Below are 17,808 nucleotides of genomic sequence, written 5' to 3' on the forward strand. Positions count from 1 at the left end.
CTATCGTAAGTTATTATTGATTTTGATAATGAAACTCATTATCATGAAAATCAAAGATTATAAGATAAAAACACCTACACACCTTCAATCAGGCAAGGAGTTGCTGTTATGGAATTGAAACTTCGTTCATTTTTAAGTAACGAGAGTGGCGCTACTGCAATTGAATACGGCATTTTGGCAGCGTTGATAGCTACAGCAATGAGTTTTATCTTTGGTGATAGTGGTATTTTTATTAATGCGCTTAATGAGAAATTTGATGATACTCATCAAATTATCAGGTCATGTGGAAAAGATAAACCGAGTGTTTCCTGCTTCGCAGTCGAAAAGTGAGCTGAATGATAATATCACGGATGAATGAATTTATAATGGCATTCTCCGTGATATACGATTAATTAGCATTCCATTCAATAACGGTGACTTATTTCACACAACTAATTCCTAATATTTCCATAGATTGGCAGATAAATTTCAGAATCATTTGTGATTAAACCATAAAATTTTAAATTCATCCTTTGTATAATTAACCACTCTAATTCCTTAGAGTTAGTCGATTTTTCTCTAATACCCAAACGGCCAGTCCTATCATCAAAAAAAACAATGGATATTTATCATCGGATATCCCCCCTAATGATGGTAAAATATTTTCGAAATTATAATTTCTTCCTTCACAGGATTTTTTTAAAAAAATAAAAATGTCACTATCCGCATGAAGAGTCACATAGGGCCGAGAATTGACCATAATACCCGCTTTATCTGGGGGATTACCCGGACACGGCTGGCTGCTTCATTTTTGGTGAGCCAAATGGGTTCCAGTATCGCTAAAAGATCGGTTTTTGTTATTTCGCTAACGGCTTTTTGAGCGATGAACGGATAAGCATAGGTTTCCAGTGTTGAACGCCACTGTGCAATGTATTTTTTGTTCTTTAACTCACTGGCTTTGATTGCCAAAACATCTTCCTCACCGCCATAAAAGAAAACGCCCCTGACTTGCGTCAAGGGCATTTCCTTTTATGGCGATAGCACAGGAACATTCATTCCCATGCCACACCGACATCAGCCATAGGCATGGAGCGTGCGTTGACACAGCGCCGAGCGCACGCAGTCCTCTTTACCGAAAGAGACCACGCCAATCATGTCATCCTCAACAAAACGCTCCAGTGCGTCTCGCAGGCCGGATTTAACGCCAGCAGGCAAGTCGCACTGCGTCACATCGCCATTAACGATAACCGTGACATTCTCGCCTAAACGCGTCAGGAACATTTTCATTTGGTTCACCGTCACGTTTTGCGCTTCGTCCAAAATCACAACCGCATTTTCAAACGTCCGTCCACGCATATAGGCAAAAGGCGCAATTTCGACTTTGCCGATTTCCGGTCGTAAACAATACTGCATAAAGGACGATCCAAGCCGCCGCAAGAGTATGTCGTAAACTGGGCGGAAATAAGGCGCAAACTTCTCCGAAATATCTCCAGGTAAAAAACCAAGATCCTCGTCAGCCTGTAATACTGGCCGCGTGACAATAATGCGCTCAACCTCTTTATGGATTAGTGCCTCCGCCGCTTTCGCAGCGCTCAGATACGTTTTACCGCAGCCAGCTTCGCCTGTGGCAAAAATCAACTGTTTGTTTTCTATCGCAGACAAGTAATGTTCCTGGGCCGCGGTACGAGCTTGAATAACGGAATTATCACGATTCTCACGCGCCATTCCGATTGCTTCAATCCCACCCATCTGTACCAGAGAAGTGACCGATTCTTCCTCACGCTGACGATGGCTACGCGAATCACGGCGGATAACACGTTTTGCTTCACGCCGAGCTTTGATCACTGCTTTTTGTCTTCCCATAGTGGCACCTTACAGTTTGTTTCACTTACCGCACTGCCCTGCAGCGCGTGACGTTTAACTCACTAACGAGGTTAGGCTTCCTTATTAAGCCGATGGTGAACAGAGAATACACATGACCTACCCACGAATAGAATGAAAGACGAGCCGAGCATTCATGGATAGAAGAAGAAAATAAACGGGGAGTTTGGGCAAAAAGAGAGTGGCGCAATATTAAAAATAAGTGGGAGGAACATCCCTCGCATCGGCGAGTCAGAAGGATAGACTTTTGGCATCGACTATATAGTCCCAAAAAGGACATTACCATTCGCGTTCCTCACTGTGACAACAACTATTCCACTGAATAATGATTGCTCGCATCGTAGAACTACTGCTAACCAGTATCTAAAAATTAGTGCCGAATGATTTCAGTAGTATGACAGTGCAATAGTTTTCCCCTGCAATGCAAGCATTTTTTACACTATCATAACATTTACGTATATAGCCGTCATATTTCAAGTGGCATGTACGTTGGCCGCAACTCGACACGCCTCCTCGTCTCGTTGGAGTCGCTACACGCTGCGCTCAAATCGGCCTACTGCAAATTTGTCAGTCACCCGAATCACCTACCTGGGTAAGCTCATCGGGATGAAATGAGAGACACCCTGAAAGTCAAACTATTTAGGGTATAGTCAGTATCTTGCAGTTTGGCGATGTCAGCCTGAAAGCAGACACGCTATAGGCGTTAGAAATGCCGCTGCCAGTTCAGATATTGATCGTATTTTCGCAACGCACTGCGATAAATATTTTGCTCGATATCAGGAAGGTAATCACACACCCGCTGCTGTACCCCATCACGGTGCCCGGAAAAGGTTTCTGTAGGATAATTATTTGCGACCAGTAGCTCATCCAACCGCCGAAGACGAATGACATATTCACGCATCGTGCTATGACGAACTTCAGTTTGTTCGATAAGATATTGTGTGAAAGCTTTTATATCGAAATAGCTAGCATTGGTATTGCATAATATTTCGCTACAAAAGCGGCAAAGTGGGATTAATTCCTGTTGCAAGCTAGACCATATTTCGTCATCGATAAGCCTGTCGATGCTGCCAATCGATTTTTTATTGATAAGCTGGTTACGAAATACCAGTGAAACACGATCAAGCGTTTTATCACACTGGGAACAGTTGGTCTGTCTATGTTTGAAGTCTTTCAGATAACGGCTTAGGAGCTGTTTCTTCCGAATTGATGAGTGCATGAATCCATTCCATGACAATACATAATCTCAACGTGAAGCAATGGCATTTTTCATTACGCCAGAGAATCTGGTGTAATGAAAACAGGTAGTATTCGTCATTCAAATACTGATTTATCAATATTCAAAAATTACCATGATCCCGTAGCTTCAGTGACTGAAGATATATGTTGATAACAATATTCCTACGCGGCGCAATTAAACATCATTCATTAATTTCACGCGCAGGCGCTTTATCGCCTGACTGTGCAACTGACTGACCCTCGACTCTCCGACTTCAAGAACGGCACCGATCTCTTTCAGGTTCAACTCTTCCTGATAGTAGAGCGTCAACACCAACTTCTCACGCTCTGGCAGGCTTTCAATGGCATCCATCACACGATGGCGCAAATTGCCTTCCATCAGTTGGTGCAATGGATTCGCATCTTCATTGCCTTCCAGTAACGCTTCTGCGCTATCACCGTGTTCTTCACGCCATTCATCGTAAGAGAAAAGTTGGGTATTGTTCGTATCCAGCAATATCTGACGATAATCCTCAAGCGTGATATTCAGAGTCTGCGCAACCTCTTGCTCCGTTGGAGTACGACCGAGTTGCTGTTCAGCCTGTTGCATTGCTTGTGCCACTTCCCGCGCATTACGCCGAACGCTGCGTGGAGCCCAATCACGACTGCGTAATTCATCCAGCATTGAGCCACGAATTCGTTGAACCGCATAGGTAGTAAATGCCGTACCTTGCAACGAATCATAGCGTTCGACTGCACTGAGCAAGCCAATACCGCCAGCCTGTAGCAGATCGTCAAGTTCAACGCTCGCGGGGAGACGAACCTGTAAACGCAAGGCTTCATGGCGCACTAATGGAACATAGCGCTTCCAAAGGGAATTTTTATCCATTGTGCCTTCGGCGGTATACAAATCGCTCACAGTGACAAATACCTACGATGATAGTGTTATCGACACTATTATGCTTTTAGGTAGGGTAGCCAATCGCCTGAATAGGGGCGTAAAAGGAGGGTTATTTGGGATATGTGCTGATAGATATGGAAAAGAAGAACTGCCCGCTCAACGCAGGCAGTCAGTATTACGGCAGAAGCAATGCAGTTTTGTGCAGTATTTTTAGTAGCTTATTGAGTATTTCACCCGCTATTGCATCCAAATTACGTTGCCCTTTAAGGTAAATACCGTCAGTGTTTGGCACCCATCCCTGATACAGCGCATCACGTAATAAGGTACGTAATTCCATCGTTGAGCGACTGCCATCCAAATTAGGTAATAAGAAGCGCTCAGCATCATTCAAGGCTAGATTAACGGTTTCATGCCAGAGGTTATGAATTTTGATACCGAGACCTTGCTCATGCCGCTTTGCAACCAGATAAGCCAGAGAGGCTACCAATTTCGGCTTAGCCAAAGCCGCTGTTTTATCATAATGATCGTATGGCCCGGTATCTAATGTATACCGTAGTTGATTAAGACGAAACAGCAACTGCAACGAAGTCAAGACAACCTTCCGCATGTCAATATCATCACCGCTGTGCAGTATCTCTTTTACTTTTATAGTTAATATGTCGATATCTAGTGTAGCAGGCCACACCTCCGTCAGTGACTGAATCACAGCCAGAATCGTTTTGTCGCCAGTGAAAAATTCACTATTGTTGTGGCTCACTAAACGACGCATACCTTCCGGTGTGTTTTCCGTCAGCGGTACTTCTTCAAAGTATCCTGCCCAACGAAGACTCCCCAACAGCTCAAGGTCAGGGCTTATTCGCACCTGTTTTGCTCGCTCTTGATGGACCACAATACTTTTGCGGAAGTTCCGCCCTACAGCGAAATCCAGATATTGTTGGCACAATACGCGAGGTTGCCCTATTGCGACCAAACTATGATGTAGTTGGACATGCGGCCCATAAGTCACCGCTAATTCAGTGTAGGGCTCAGCATCTCCCACATGTTCTAACCCATTTTGCTGTAGCAAATCAGCAAATTCGAGCAGATAGCAGGGAGCGTTGAATGTTTCAAGGTATTCGTGAGTAATATAATGATCAGACTGTGCGCTGAGATGGTTAACAACACCGATTAACGCTGTTGACATAGGATTGTTGCTATCGATCCCTTTAGATAGCAAATTTAATACTGCCTTGGCACTGCTTAAACGAATCTCATCATCCTGCAACCCATGACTATGCAATAACATGGCATCACGAATAATATCTCCCGCCTTCCATCCTGGATAGGTATTGTAACTGACATAAGCGACGCCGTTAGGGGACAAATTTTCGCGCATAACGCGCAACATTCCACTACGCACTTCCGGTGGAATCCAACTAAATACACCATGGGCGATGATATAATCAAACTCACCAAATTCAGGGGTAATATCAGTCAGGCTCATAGTATGCAAATGTAAATTATTTATCCCAAGTGCAGTAACTAGTTCCTGCCCTTGCTCGATCTGCATCACTGATAGATCAACACCAACCACATATGCCTGCGGATACGCCAGTGCAAACGGCAGCAGGTTTCCTCCACCAGCACACCCTAATTCAAGCACTCTTGCCTGAGCCAGCGGAACACTCTCCAACCCAAAAAGCTGAGCAGCGGCGCGCAGGTGACCGGGAGAAGAGAAAGAAAAGGCGCTCGACTCATAAACCTTGCGGTCATAGGATTGTGCAATCGCTTGGTTTTGCAGTTCTACACTATCAGAAGTAAGCTCCACGGAGCTATCCGCTTGTGATATTACATTGCCAGACGGGTCTATTGAAGAATTTGGGATATTCAAATGCGCTCCTGTCGAACAGAGGGTGACGGCAAATTGACACTATACTGCATTTTACGATTATCAAATCACCAAATAATCATGCCAGGTAGGTTCTTTTCTTTACGTAAAAACATGCCTTCATCATATCAGGCGTCTTTAACTATACTCAATAATGGACACCAAAGGCCTTAAAAAGGAGTGTTTATCAGCCCTGTAAGATAAAACCTAGAAACGATAAAGCGAAGCAAAATCTATTGATGATCACGCCCACACAATGCTTTTTTAAGTTAGCAATAAATAATCCCCGAATACGAATATTCGGGGATTATATTATTTACAGGACGAAACAAATAAATACTCTACTTACTTCACCCTGAATTGCTCACTACATTAATCAGAGGATTAACGCAGCAGAGACAGGACGGTCTGTGGAACCTGGTTAGCCTGTGCCAACACAGAAGTACCTGCTTGTTGCAGGATCTGGTTTTTGCTCATGTTAGACACTTCAGTCGCAATATCCGCATCCTGGATACGGCTACGAGCGTTAGTCAGGTTATTTACCGTATTGTTCAGGTTAGTTACTGTGGATTCAAAACGGTTTTGAATCGCACCCAAATCACTACGTAATGAGTCAACTTTTGACAGTGCAGCATCCAGCGCTTTTAACGGATCTACAGTTTTAGCTGCTGCATATGTAGCGGTAGGTGTTGCACCGCCTACTGCTACCGTTGTAGCACCACCAGCCAAGTCTGCTGATTGATAGTTTTTACCTTGGTAAGAAACATATCCAGTAGTGCCATCACCGCCTAATTTCACCAGAGCATCATTCAAGGTAACAGTCGTTGCTCCACCGCCTAATGTATTATCTGTAACAGTAGTGGTACTTTTCACAACGTCTACAGCGCCAGCAGTAACCTTAGCGGCATACACATCGTTACCTACTTTCAGAGCATATTGAGCAGTACCGGCACCGTTGGCATCTAATACGTTATGAAGAGTAACATCCTTAGCTGTAAGCGCTTTATCGCCAGTCAGACCAAGTCCAGTGTTAAGTGAAGCTAGTGCATCAGTAAAATCAGGGGCTGTAGGTGCAGCTGTGCCATCACCAAGTTGAGTGACTGAATTACTTAATTTAGGAGAACTTGCAGATACAGAGAATCCACCCAAACCTAATGTTGAGCTGGTAATTTCCTGAAGATTGATAGTGATAGTTTCGTTATCGTTAGCACCAACCTGGATTTTCAACCCTTGGTCGCTAGCCAATACTTTCACGCCGTTGAACTGCGTTTGTGAAGATACACGGTCAATTTCATCTAAACGCTGTTGGATTTCACCTTGAACTGAATCCAAGTCAACATCTTGGTTAGAACCGTTAGCGGCCTGCACTGCCAGTTCACGGATACGCTGCAAGTTGTTGTTGATTTCGTTCAACGCGCCTTCAGTAGTCTGTGCAACAGAGATACCATCGTTAGCATTACGTGCAGCCTGAGTCAGGCCTTTGATGTTAGCGGTGAAACGGTTAGCGATAGCCTGACCCGCAGCATCGTCTTTAGCACTGTTGATACGGAAGCCAGAAGACAGACGCTCGATAGCTGTACCCAGTGCAGACTGAGATTTATTCAGGTTGTTTTGAGCCGTCAGAGACAGGCTGTTAGTATTGATAACTGCCATAATTATATTCCTTATTATGCATTTAAGTCGATTTCGGGTCGGTTTAAAGTTCGGGCTATTGCCCACGGCTTTTATCACCGTCCTAACCTGTATCGGCGTGCTTGAAAGAAGCTTTAATTATTTTTAGAAATTTCTTCGTAGAATGAAACCATGCGGCAAAGTAAAAATATTGCGTTCTTCATGAGAATCGTATTGCCCCAGTAATACTAAACTTTCTACTACGGCTGCCGATATACAGTTAATGACGTCTGGACCCCATCAAAGGAATTATTATGGCTAATATCAGCTTTACAGGCTCCACCAGCGGTTTTACTGCTGTTCTGGATCAGTTGACCGCATTCGAACAGTCACGCATCACCCCGGTTAACAACCAGAAAAAAACCTACCAAAGCCGTGATACGGCTTTCGATACGCTGAAAACCGCGCTGACCAAGCTGGAATCTGCTAACGAAGCCTTGGCCAAAGCAAATAGCATTAATAAAACGTCAATAACAAGTGGCGAAAGCAAAGCGTTTACCGCAACCACGTCCAGCAGTGCTTCTTCTGGCTCGTACAGCGTTGAAGTGGAAAATCTGGCAACAGCACACTCTTTACTTTCATCCGAATTTTCCAGCAGCAAAGACCCGCTTGGTACAGCCACTGACGGCGGCACACGCACCCTCACTATCAGCCAACCAGGTCAAGAAAAACCGTTGGAAATTCAACTGACGGACAAACAGACCTCATTAGAGGGCATCCGTGATGCGATCAACAAAACAAACGGTAGCGTAAGCGCTAGCATTATCAAAGCCGATGACAACACCTATTATTTAGCGCTTACTGCAAAAGATACGGGGACTCAAGCCAAAATGACCGTTAGTGTCACTGGTGATGCCCTATTAAATAGTAAACTGAACTATACCCCAGACGACGGTGCCGGCTCTGGCGCAATGAAACAGCAAACTGCTGCTGAAAATGCCGTGGTTAAATTAAATGGCATTACTATTACTCGCCAGAGTAATACCGTCACCGATGCCGTTGACGGCGTATCATTGACCCTAAAAGCTGAGAGTGTACCCGGTACAGCAGAAAAACTGACTGTTTCCACCGATACCGCTCCGATGAAGAAAGCGGTTCAAGAGTGGGTCGATGCCTATAATTCACTGCAGACGACTATTGGCAATGTGACACATTTTACAGCTACGGATCCTAATACCGCTACGCCAGACAGTAGCAATGGTGTGCTACTTGGCAACAGTACGGTACGTGGTATTCAGACCGCGTTGAAAACGCAAATCTCTAGCGCACAAAGCGGAATGAGTATCAGCACGCTAAATGAAATGGGTATTAAGCAAAACCCTAAAGATGGTAAGTTAGAAATTGATGCAAACAAATTGCAAACCGCACTGGCCGAAAAATCAAGCAGCGTAACAGAGTTTTTCGTCGGCGATGGTAAAAAAACCGGGTTTGCGACTCAAGTTAATACCTACCTAGATGGCGTCTTAGACACAAGTACGGGCGACAAAAAAGGCGCAATTCAAATCGCCAAAGACGGTATCGCCGATACATTAAAGACGATAGAAAAAACGAGAGTTCGCACCCAACTGAGTATTGATGACACCATCGCTCGCTACAAGAAACAGTTCAGCCAACTAGATAAGCTGGTTTCAGACATGAATAGCACAGGCGACTTCTTAACCAAGCAATTTGCCGCATTAACTAAAAGTCAATAAAAAGGGGGCTCGCGATGTATAGCAGAACCGGCACGCAAGCCTATGCCCAGGTTGGTGTAGAAAGTGCGGTAATGAGTGCAGACCCACACCAACTTATTGTTATGCTGTTTGATGGCGCAAAAAGTTCGATGGTGCGTGCCCGTATTTTACTGGAACAAGGTGACATTCCAGGTAAAGGGGCAGCCTTATCAAAAGCTATCAATATCATTAGCAATGGCCTAAAAGTTGGGCTAGATATGGAGAAGGGCGGCGAATTGTCGGAAAATTTGTCAGCGCTGTATGACTATATGACGCAACGCCTGATAATCGCTAACCTTCACAATGATGTGAAGGTAATAGAGGAAGTTGAAACTTTACTGGAAAACATTGCCAGCGCCTGGCGTCAAATAGGCCCTCATTATCAGCCGCCTCAGGAAAAATAGCATGAGCAGTCTCCATCAACTTTTTAAAGATTATCAGCAACTGCAAACACTAAGCCGTAAAATTCTTGCATTAGCATCAGGTGGTCAATGGGATGAATTGGTTGATCAGGAGATTGTTTACGTTCAATTGGTTGAAAATCTAACTAAAAGACCGCTCCCAACCGATCTTGACAGTGTTATGCAACTGCATTTTCGCCGAATTTTACGTGAAATTCTTGAGAATGAATCTCAAATCAAGGAACTGTTACGTAAAAGAATGGATGACCTCAGTTTGCTAATGAAAAACTCGCTTGCACAGCAAAACATTAATACTGCCTATGGTGAATTTTCCGAGTAACAGCGCCTACCGAGCGATTTAAGTAATCGATAATAATATAAATGCCTGCATGTGCAGGCATTTATATTGATAATGCTTTTTTCGGTAGTGAATCATCTTACACAGACATGTTCATCACTTCCTGGTACGCAGACACCAGTTTATTACGCACCTGAATACCCATCTGCATTGAAATAGATGACTTTTGCAAATCCACCATCACATCATTCAATGCGACACCCGGCACGCCCATGGTGAATTTTTCGCCTTGCGCGCGAGCTACCTGTTGCGTATCGCTAATCTTATTAATCGCCGCTTTCAACTCACTGGCAAAACCAGGTTCTACCGACGGCCTAGCTATTGGCGTACCCGAGGCTTGTAGAGCTTTAACCTGCATTTGTTGTAAAACGCCATCAATACCTTGAATCGACATATTACCTCGCTGAACCCTACTAATTAGGCTTTTTATATACATTTATGACAGCGATACCCTACCATACCCCACTTAGTCTAAATGAGGTAATTAGCGTGAAAAATGCCACCTTATCGACCCATCGATTTTTCTTTTACGGAAAATAATGACATGCCGGTAAACCTAGGCGAAATATTTATTGATTGCGCAATCAGGGAGTTCTGTTTTGTCACGTCACAACGTTAAGTATATCGTTCAACAACCAAGCAGAGATAGAGTATGAACGCCTCATTAACCGGCTCCGCTACCGGTAAAAATAGCTTTGGCGAAATACTCAACCGGTTACGCGCCAATCCGAAAATTCCGCTCTTGATCGCAGCCGCTGCGACAATTGCCATTGTCGTCGCGTTGACTCTATGGGCTAAGGGCCCTGATTATCGGGTTCTTTATAGCAATATAAATGACCGTGATGGCGGTGCGATTGTCAGCGAATTAACAAAGCTGAATATCCCTTATCGCTTTGCGGAGAATGGCGGAGCTATCATGATTCCCGCCGCGAATGTCTATGAGACCCGTCTGCGGCTTGCCCAGTTAGGGCTGCCAAAAGGCGGCGCAGTTGGCTTTGAATTGCTTGATAAGGAAAAGTTTGGCATCAGCCAATTCAGCGAGCAGATTAATTACCAACGTGCGCTGGAAGGTGAGCTATCCAGAACGATAGAAACACTCGGTCCCGTGCAAAATGCACGAGTTCACCTTGCCATACCTAAGCCGTCACTGTTCGTGCGTGAGCAAAAATCGCCCTCCTCTTCTGTCACCCTGACATTACAACCAGGCCGAGCATTAGACGAAGGGCAGATAAATTCTATCGTTTACATGGTCTCTAGCAGCGTTGCTGGCCTCCCGCCGGATAACGTCACTGTCGTCGATCAAACCGGACGCCTGTTAACTCAGGCAGGTGGCAGCGGCCGCGACATGAATGCGGCACAGCTTAAATATAGCAATGAAGTCGAGGCAATGTACCAGCGCCGGATAGAATCCATTATTGCGCCAATGGTCGGTATGGGGAACGTGCATGCTCAGGTCACTGCGCAAATCGATTTTTCCGCTCGTGAACAAACCGACGAGCAGTATCAACCCAATCAGCCACCGGATAAAGCAGCGGTTCGTTCTCAACAAACCAGCCAGAGCGAGCAGAAAGGAGGCCCGAACGTAGGAGGGGTTCCTGGTGCATTGACCAATCAGCCCGCACCAGCGCCGACAGCCCCTATCGCGACGCCGCCAAACAATGCAAACAATCAGGCTGGTACTGCTGGCCAGCAAAACCAGAACAATGCGGGCGGCACACAAGCAAATGCTAATGCCGTTATTCAGACATCAAATGTTCGTAATGATGCAACAACAAATTATGAAGTCGACAAAACGATCCTGCATACCAAACACAGCACTGGTGGTGTAAAACGCTTGTCTGCAGCCGTTATCGTTAATTATCAACCTCCTGGTGAGGATGGCAAACCTGTAGCCCTGACGGAAGAGCAGATCAAACAGATTGAAACGGTCGCGCGTGAAGCGATGGGCTTCTCGACTGAACGTGGTGATACCTTAAATGTTGTTAACACGCCATTTATGGACAGTACCGAAGGCTCTAGTGAACTCCCCTTCTGGCAAAAACAGGCATTTTTCGATCTCCTGATGGAAGCCGGGCGTTGGCTACTTGTTCTGATTGTTGCCTGGATCTTGTGGCGTAAGTTGGTTCGTCCACAGTTGCGGAAAAAAGAACTGCAACAAGAAGCGGCACTGGCTGCAGCCAGCCTGAATAAAGGCAATGATGATGATGTTGTTGTTAACCTCAGTACCTCTGAAATTGAACAACAACGAAAATCTCAGCAACGCGTCAGTGCAGAAATGCAAAGTAACCGCATACGTGAACTGGCGGAGAACGACCCACGCGTTGTCGCTCTGGTGATTCGTCAATGGATGAGTACTGAACTATGACCCTGACAGGAACAGAAAAAAGCGCCATCTTATTGATGACTATTGGCGAAGATCGTGCCGCCGAAGTGTTTACCCATCTTTCAGCCAAAGAGGTACAGCACCTCAGTTTGGCAATGGCCAATATGCGCCAGGTATCACACCAACAGTTGGTAGAGATACTTAAGGAATTTGAGGCTGATGCTGAGCAATACGCGGCGTTAAGTGTGAATGCTGGTGACTATCTTCGTTCAGTGCTTGTCAAAGCCCTCGGTGAAGAACGAGCCTCTAGCCTGCTGGAAGATATTCTTGAAAGCCGCGACACCTCAAGTGGAATGGAAACACTCAACTTTATGGAACCGCAAATTGCCGCGGACCTTATTCGCGACGAACATCCACAGATCATCGCCACAATTTTGGTGCATCTGAAGCGGGCGCAAGCTGCCGATATCCTAGCCCTGTTTGACGAACGCCTGCGACATGACGTCATGCTGCGTATCGCCACCTTCGGTGGTGTCCAGCCTTCCGCACTGGCAGAGTTGACAGACGTTCTGAATGGCTTGTTGGATGGTCAAAACCTTAAACGCAGCAAGATGGGTGGTGTTCGTACTGCGGCCGAGATTATCAACCTGATGAAAACCCAGCAGGAAGAAGCGGTTATCGACGCAGTACGTGAATTCGATGGTGAACTCGCGCAGAAAATCATCGACGAAATGTTCCTGTTCGAAAATCTGGTGGAAGTGGACGATCGCAGCATTCAGCGTCTTCTACAAGAAGTCGAGTCCGAATCTCTGCTGCTGGCACTGAAGGGCGCCGAAGAGCCTTTGCGCGAAAAATTCTTGCGCAATATGTCTCAGCGTGCAGCGGAAATTCTTCGCGACGACCTCACGACTCGCGGTCCTGTACGTATGTCGCAGGTCGAAAACGAACAGAAAGCGATACTGCTTATCGTTCGTCGACTGGCAGACAGCGGCGAGATGATTATCGGTGGCGGCGAGGATGCTTATGTCTAACGCCCCTAAAAACCTGGCCTGGCAACCTTGGCAGCTTAACGATCTGGCTGAGCCAGCGTCAAAGTCCGCCCCAACCTATCAGGTAAATGATGAGCCCGATGTGCCTGAAATGGAGCATTTCAGTGAAGAGAACATCCTCTTTTCCGCAGAGAATGAGATGGAGTCTCTGCGCGAAAGCACAATGCAACAGGCCAGAGAAACAGGCTTTGCACAAGGCCATCAACAAGGGTATGACGCAGGTTATCAGGAAGGTTTAGCTAAAGGGCAACAGCAGGGTTTGCAAAATGCTTTACAGCAACAGCAACCGATCATTGAACAGATGCAAAATATGGTCACTGAATTCCAACAGACGCTGGATACACTTGACAGTGTGATCCCTGCTCGCCTGATGCAACTCGCACTGACTGCAGCCAAACAGATTTTGGGACAACCTCCTGTATGTGATGGTAATGCCCTGCTTGGCCAAATACAGCAATTGATCCAACAAGAACCTATGTTTTCAGGTAAGACACAATTACGCGTTCATCCTTCAGATTTAGAACGCGTTGAACAATATTTGGGCCCAACACTTAGCTTACATGGCTGGAGATTGCTGGCTGATGGTCAACTCCACCCTGGAGGCTGTAAGGTCAGTGCAGAAGAAGGCGATCTGGATGCCAGCCTAGCGACACGTTGGCATGAACTTTGCCGTTTGGCTGCACCGGGAGAGCTATGATGACTTCGCGCCTTGGACGCTGGCTCTCTTCTCTCGATTCATTTGAGAAGCGTATTGATGACACACCATCGGTGCGTCGTTACGGCCGCTTAACCCGGGCAACAGGTTTGGTGTTGGAAGCAACAGGGTTGCATATGCCATTGGGCGCAACCTGCCTTATTGAACGGCAGAACGGTTCCCAGGTTGAAGAAATCGAAAGTGAGGTTGTCGGTTTCAACGGACAAAAACTCTTTCTCATGCCGCTTGAGGAAGTTGAAGGCATTACTCCTGGGGCTCGTGTTTACGCTCGTGTTGGCCAAGACAGTAGTAGCCAAGGAAAGCAATTGCCCTTAGGCCCTGAATTACTGGGGCGAGTGCTGGATGGTAGCGCGAAACCGCTGGATGGTTTACCCGCACCAGATACAGGCTACCGCGCACCGTTGATTACACCACCATTCAACCCATTACAGAGAACACCAATCGAAAGTGTTCTGGATGTAGGAGTTCGAGCCATTAATGCCTTGCTCACTGTGGGTCGAGGACAGCGAATGGGCTTGTTTGCTGGTTCGGGGGTAGGTAAAAGTGTGTTATTGGGTATGATGGCACGCTATACTCAGGCTGACGTCATTGTCGTTGGCCTTATCGGCGAACGTGGCCGGGAAGTAAAAGATTTTATCGAGAACATCCTTGGCACAGAAGGACGAGCGCGTTCTGTCGTTATTGCCGCCCCAGCGGATGTTTCTCCATTGTTGAGAATGCAGGGGGCAGCCTATGCCACACGTATTGCTGAAGATTTTCGCGATCGCGGGCATCACGTTCTGCTAATCATGGACTCGCTCACGCGTTATGCCATGGCACAGCGTGAAATTGCATTAGCTATTGGCGAACCACCGGCAACCAAGGGTTATCCGCCTTCTGTGTTCGCAAAATTACCCGCGCTGGTAGAGCGTGCGGGTAATGGTATTCACGGAGGTGGTTCAGTCACCGCCTTCTATACTGTTCTGACGGAAGGTGACGATCAGCAGGATCCTATCGCCGACTCTGCTCGGGCTATCTTGGACGGGCATATCGTGTTGTCCCGCCAGTTGGCTGAGTCTGGTCATTATCCAGCTATTGATATTGAAGCATCAATTAGCCGTGCGATGACAGCACTGATTGATGAAGGCCACTATGCTTCTGTAAGACAGTTTAAACAGTTATTATCCAGCTACCAACGTAACCGTGATTTAGTCAGCGTTGGGGCCTACGCTGCAGGCAGTGACCCTATGCTTGACAAGGCGATTCGGCTCTATCCTCACTTGGAAGCCTTCTTGCAGCAAGGAATGTTTGAACAAAGTAACTATGATGAATCCTGCCAGGCATTGCACACTATTTTCCCTCGTAACGAGTAGGAGAGCAGATGAAAACCCAGTCACCGCTGGTTACACTACGCGAACTGGCGCAGAAAGACGTTGAGAAAGCGGCAGGCCAGTTAGGTCAGGTGCGTCAAGCACATCAACAAGCCGAACAGCAGCTCAATATGCTGTTAAACTATCTGGATGACTATCGTCAAAAATTGAACTCGACGATGTCCGCAGGTATGGCGAATAATAGTTGGCAAAATTATCAGCAGTTCATCCGAACGTTGGACGGTGCAATTGAGCAACACAGACAACAACTCTCGCAGTGGACATCACGTTTAGATTTAGCGATGAAGAGTTGGCAAGAAAAACAGCAGCGATTGAACGCTTTTGAAAAATTGCAAGATCGTGAACTGACAAAACAGCTTGCTAAAGAAAATAAAATAGAACAAAAACAAATGGATGAATTTGCCCAACGGGCCTCACAGAGGAAAACAGAATCATGAATCTGTCCGCGTTACCTATAGCTACCACTGCCAGTGATACGAGCAGCTCTTCTATTTCTTTGCTGACACAAGGTGGACTGCCAAAAGATTTTGTTGATCTGTTGAGAGCACGTATATCACAAGTAGCCGATACATCGAGTACAAAGACGCTCGATAAAGTGGACGAAGATGTTCTGCTAAGCGCTTTAGGGAAAGATAATGCTTCTCTCAGCCGCGATGACTTAAATGCCCTACTTTCTTCATTTAGTTCTCTGACTGGTGCAAGCGTTACGGCGGGTAAGCAAAATCCAGAAATTGCAGAGCAGGCAAAATTGAAAGGTCTGGATAAAAAAGACAGCGACAATACTGCAGACGATGCAACTACAATGCAGGCACTACTCGCTATGTTGCAAACAGCACCACTGCCGACGGCGCAAACTACCACCGATAGTATCTCAGCGACTGCCGTTAATACGACAGGTCTGAATATTCCGGGACTCATTGAGGCGAAACGCCAGAGTGGATCTCCCGCATCTGCTGTACCAAGCAGTACGAGTGAAAGCGCTAAAAGCACACTGGCAAAACTGTTCGGCACAGCAATGATGCCGGATAACGGTGCTGATGTACCACGCGATCTGCAGCATGTCACCAAGCAAACCTCATCGACTGCGAACGAGTCTGCGGATGATATTGCAAAATTTTCTCTGGCAACACCGCATTCCCTTGCTGGCGATCGCAATGCGCTTGAGTCTGTCAACGGGGCGTCTCAAACAACATCACCAGTAGTTCAGGCTATGCACATTCAACCGGCAACAGTGGGAAGCACCGGCTCAGCACCTCAAGCAACAAGCGCACAACTGAACGCGCCGTTTGGCTCACCACAGTGGCAAGACGCGTTGGGCCAACAGATTGTTATGTTTAGCCGCAATGGTCAGCAGACGGCAGAATTGCGTTTGAATCCACAAGAATTGGGCGCTCTGCACATCAGTCTAAAAATCGACGATAACCAGGCCCAAATTCATTTGGTCTCTGCAAACAGCCAGGTTCGTTCAGCGCTGGAAGCTGCGCTACCACACTTACGTAATGCGATGGCTGAAAGCGGCATTAACCTTGGGCAGAGCAGCGTCGGCAGTGATTCATCAGCCTGGCAGCAGCAAATGGCTAGTAATAACAATGATGGTAATAACCATGGTTCGTCTTACCAGCAACAATTTGATCACTCGCCAGAAAGTACGAATGAATCATTAAACGTTCCAGAACAGCTAAAAGCAATGGCATCATCAGTCAACGGCGTTGATATCTTTGCTTGAAAGTGAAGTAAACGAATAAGTTAGCACGGTTTTCCCTGCCTATTCTCTGTATTGAAGATTGCAATAGGCAGGATAATCATCGACATTACGCATTTATTTATTGTTAATTTCATCCTGCAATAAATATCGATAAGTAACGGGAACTATCTTTGGCTATGTCTGATATGCAAGTTCGACCAGGACGTAAACGGTCTGTTTGGCTAATACTACTGATTATCGTTGCCCTCGCTTCGACTGCTGCTGCGGGCACCGCTTGGTGGCTATTAAGTCAGAAAAATGCGGCAACGGCTGAGCAGGAAGCACCGCCACCGCCAGAGCCTGTTTTCATGCCACTGGATACTTTTACCGTTAATCTCGTCAATGCAGATAATGATCCTGACCGTGTGTTATATGTTGGATTCACACTACGTTTGCCAGATGAAGCAACGCGCACGCGGTTTACGAACTACCTGCCTGAAGTTCGCAGCAGACTGTTATTATTACTTTCTCGTCAGGACGCTATCGCGCTTGCCAATGAGCAAGGCAAACAGAAGCTGATAGAGCAAATTAAGCAAGTGCTAAGCCCGCCATTAGTTCCTGGTCAACCTAACCAGGTCGTTACTGATGTTCTGTTCACGGCCTTTATACTGCGGTAACC

17 protein-coding genes and 1 pseudogene are annotated in these 17,808 nt (G+C 46.3%); 11 read left to right on the plus strand and 7 right to left on the minus strand.

Annotation, left to right across the window (positions count from 1 at the left end):
* The first annotated feature begins 108 nt into the window (after window positions 1–108).
* A complete protein-coding gene (locus A7983_RS22035; RefSeq protein WP_005970629.1) occupies window positions 109–330 on the plus strand; it encodes a Flp family type IVb pilin in 222 nt (73 codons plus the stop codon).
* A gap of 435 nt (window positions 331–765) precedes the next feature.
* On the opposite strand, the pseudogene A7983_RS22040 reads toward A7983_RS22035, so the two are convergent.
* The 6 genes and pseudogenes from A7983_RS22040 to A7983_RS22065 all read right to left on the minus strand — a co-directional run.
* Window positions 766–957 (minus strand): annotated as a pseudogene (locus A7983_RS22040) (phage integrase central domain-containing protein); the annotation flags it as partial.
* A 96-nt stretch (window positions 958–1,053) separates the two neighbouring features.
* Window positions 1,054–1,842: a phosphate starvation-inducible protein PhoH gene (phoH, locus tag A7983_RS22045; protein ID WP_005970633.1), complete on the minus strand. Its 789-nt coding sequence runs from the start codon at window positions 1,840–1,842 to the stop codon at window positions 1,054–1,056.
* Between the two features lie 721 nt (window positions 1,843–2,563).
* A complete protein-coding gene (fliZ, locus tag A7983_RS22050; RefSeq protein WP_005970635.1) occupies window positions 2,564–3,079 on the minus strand; it encodes a flagella biosynthesis regulatory protein FliZ in 516 nt (171 codons plus the stop codon).
* A 195-nt stretch (window positions 3,080–3,274) separates the two neighbouring features.
* Window positions 3,275–3,997, minus strand: coding sequence for an RNA polymerase sigma factor FliA (locus A7983_RS22055; RefSeq protein ID WP_005970637.1), 723 nt, complete (start codon window positions 3,995–3,997; stop codon window positions 3,275–3,277).
* A gap of 157 nt (window positions 3,998–4,154) precedes the next feature.
* The gene (locus tag A7983_RS22060; protein ID WP_005970638.1) at window positions 4,155–5,849 is read right to left on the minus strand and encodes a class I SAM-dependent methyltransferase; all 1,695 of its coding nucleotides are present in this window, start codon (window positions 5,847–5,849) and stop codon (window positions 4,155–4,157) included.
* A gap of 381 nt (window positions 5,850–6,230) precedes the next feature.
* A complete protein-coding gene (locus A7983_RS22065) occupies window positions 6,231–7,502 on the minus strand; it encodes a FliC/FljB family flagellin (protein ID WP_167354035.1) in 1,272 nt (423 codons plus the stop codon).
* Window positions 7,503–7,771: 269 nt separating this feature from the next.
* Here A7983_RS22065 and fliD point away from each other — a divergent pair, with 269 nt between their 5' ends.
* Genes fliD through fliT form a run of 3 tightly spaced genes read left to right on the plus strand, consistent with a single transcriptional unit; the run spans window position 7,772 to window position 9,970 of the window.
* Window positions 7,772–9,211, plus strand: coding sequence for a flagellar filament capping protein FliD (gene fliD / locus A7983_RS22070; protein WP_005970642.1), 1,440 nt, complete (start codon window positions 7,772–7,774; stop codon window positions 9,209–9,211).
* Window positions 9,212–9,225: 14 nt separating this feature from the next.
* Entirely contained in the window at window positions 9,226–9,633 is a 408-nt protein-coding gene (gene fliS / locus A7983_RS22075) for a flagellar export chaperone FliS (RefSeq protein ID WP_005970644.1), read from the plus strand.
* 1 nt (window position 9,634) lies between these two features.
* Window positions 9,635–9,970 carry a flagella biosynthesis regulatory protein FliT gene (gene fliT, locus A7983_RS22080; protein ID WP_005970647.1) on the plus strand — a complete coding sequence of 112 codons (336 nt, stop codon included), beginning with the start codon at window positions 9,635–9,637 and terminating at the stop codon, window positions 9,968–9,970.
* Window positions 9,971–10,067: 97 nt separating this feature from the next.
* Here the strand turns inward: fliT and fliE are convergent, their stop codons facing one another.
* Window positions 10,068–10,382 (minus strand): flagellar hook-basal body complex protein FliE, encoded by a 315-nt coding sequence (gene fliE, locus A7983_RS22085; RefSeq protein WP_005970649.1) that lies wholly within the window; start codon window positions 10,380–10,382, stop codon window positions 10,068–10,070.
* Window positions 10,383–10,640: 258 nt separating this feature from the next.
* Between fliE and fliF the strand changes: the two genes are divergently transcribed.
* The 7 genes from fliF to fliL all read left to right on the plus strand — a co-directional run bounded on the left by fliF (window position 10,641) and on the right by fliL (window position 17,806).
* Window positions 10,641–12,353, plus strand: a complete 1,713-nt coding sequence (fliF, locus tag A7983_RS22090; RefSeq protein WP_005970651.1) for a flagellar basal-body MS-ring/collar protein FliF — start codon at window positions 10,641–10,643, stop codon at window positions 12,351–12,353.
* The gene (gene fliG, locus A7983_RS22095) at window positions 12,350–13,342 is read left to right on the plus strand and encodes a flagellar motor switch protein FliG (protein WP_005970652.1); all 993 of its coding nucleotides are present in this window, start codon (window positions 12,350–12,352) and stop codon (window positions 13,340–13,342) included. The genes fliF and fliG overlap by 4 nt, the downstream gene beginning before the upstream one ends.
* Complete coding sequence (gene fliH, locus A7983_RS22100) at window positions 13,335–14,057, plus strand: flagellar assembly protein FliH (RefSeq protein ID WP_005970654.1); 723 nt, start codon at window positions 13,335–13,337, stop codon at window positions 14,055–14,057. Before fliG ends, fliH begins: the two co-directional genes overlap by 8 nt.
* Window positions 14,057–15,427 carry a flagellar protein export ATPase FliI gene (fliI, locus tag A7983_RS22105; protein WP_005970656.1) on the plus strand — a complete coding sequence of 457 codons (1,371 nt, stop codon included), beginning with the start codon at window positions 14,057–14,059 and terminating at the stop codon, window positions 15,425–15,427. Before fliH ends, fliI begins: the two co-directional genes overlap by 1 nt.
* Before the next feature lie 8 nt (window positions 15,428–15,435).
* Complete coding sequence (gene fliJ / locus A7983_RS22110) at window positions 15,436–15,882, plus strand: flagellar export protein FliJ (protein WP_005970658.1); 447 nt, start codon at window positions 15,436–15,438, stop codon at window positions 15,880–15,882.
* Window positions 15,879–17,171 (plus strand): flagellar hook-length control protein FliK, encoded by a 1,293-nt coding sequence (locus A7983_RS22115; RefSeq protein WP_005970660.1) that lies wholly within the window; start codon window positions 15,879–15,881, stop codon window positions 17,169–17,171. The genes fliJ and A7983_RS22115 overlap by 4 nt, the downstream gene beginning before the upstream one ends.
* A 155-nt stretch (window positions 17,172–17,326) precedes the next feature.
* Window positions 17,327–17,806 (plus strand): flagellar basal body-associated protein FliL, encoded by a 480-nt coding sequence (fliL, locus tag A7983_RS22120; protein WP_005970662.1) that lies wholly within the window; start codon window positions 17,327–17,329, stop codon window positions 17,804–17,806.
* Window positions 17,807–17,808: the final 2 nt, after the last annotated feature.

This window comes from Pectobacterium wasabiae CFBP 3304 (genome assembly GCF_001742185.1).
Taxonomy (GTDB): domain Bacteria; phylum Pseudomonadota; class Gammaproteobacteria; order Enterobacterales; family Enterobacteriaceae; genus Pectobacterium; species Pectobacterium wasabiae.

Coding starts and splice junctions, on each gene's coding strand:
- A7983_RS22035 (WP_005970629.1), top strand. CDS start 109: ATGGAATTGAAACTTCGTTCATTTTTAAGTAACGAGAGTGGCGCTACT.
- phoH (WP_005970633.1), bottom strand. CDS start 1,842: ATGGGAAGACAAAAAGCAGTGATCAAAGCTCGGCGTGAAGCAAAACGT.
- fliZ (WP_005970635.1), bottom strand. CDS start 3,079: ATGCACTCATCAATTCGGAAGAAACAGCTCCTAAGCCGTTATCTGAAA.
- fliD (WP_005970642.1), top strand. CDS start 7,772: ATGGCTAATATCAGCTTTACAGGCTCCACCAGCGGTTTTACTGCTGTT.
- fliS (WP_005970644.1), top strand. CDS start 9,226: ATGTATAGCAGAACCGGCACGCAAGCCTATGCCCAGGTTGGTGTAGAA.
- fliT (WP_005970647.1), top strand. CDS start 9,635: ATGAGCAGTCTCCATCAACTTTTTAAAGATTATCAGCAACTGCAAACA.
- fliE (WP_005970649.1), bottom strand. CDS start 10,382: ATGTCGATTCAAGGTATTGATGGCGTTTTACAACAAATGCAGGTTAAA.
- fliF (WP_005970651.1), top strand. CDS start 10,641: ATGAACGCCTCATTAACCGGCTCCGCTACCGGTAAAAATAGCTTTGGC.
- fliG (WP_005970652.1), top strand. CDS start 12,350: ATGACCCTGACAGGAACAGAAAAAAGCGCCATCTTATTGATGACTATT.
- fliH (WP_005970654.1), top strand. CDS start 13,335: ATGTCTAACGCCCCTAAAAACCTGGCCTGGCAACCTTGGCAGCTTAAC.
- fliI (WP_005970656.1), top strand. CDS start 14,057: ATGACTTCGCGCCTTGGACGCTGGCTCTCTTCTCTCGATTCATTTGAG.
- fliJ (WP_005970658.1), top strand. CDS start 15,436: ATGAAAACCCAGTCACCGCTGGTTACACTACGCGAACTGGCGCAGAAA.
- A7983_RS22115 (WP_005970660.1), top strand. CDS start 15,879: ATGAATCTGTCCGCGTTACCTATAGCTACCACTGCCAGTGATACGAGC.
- fliL (WP_005970662.1), top strand. CDS start 17,327: ATGTCTGATATGCAAGTTCGACCAGGACGTAAACGGTCTGTTTGGCTA.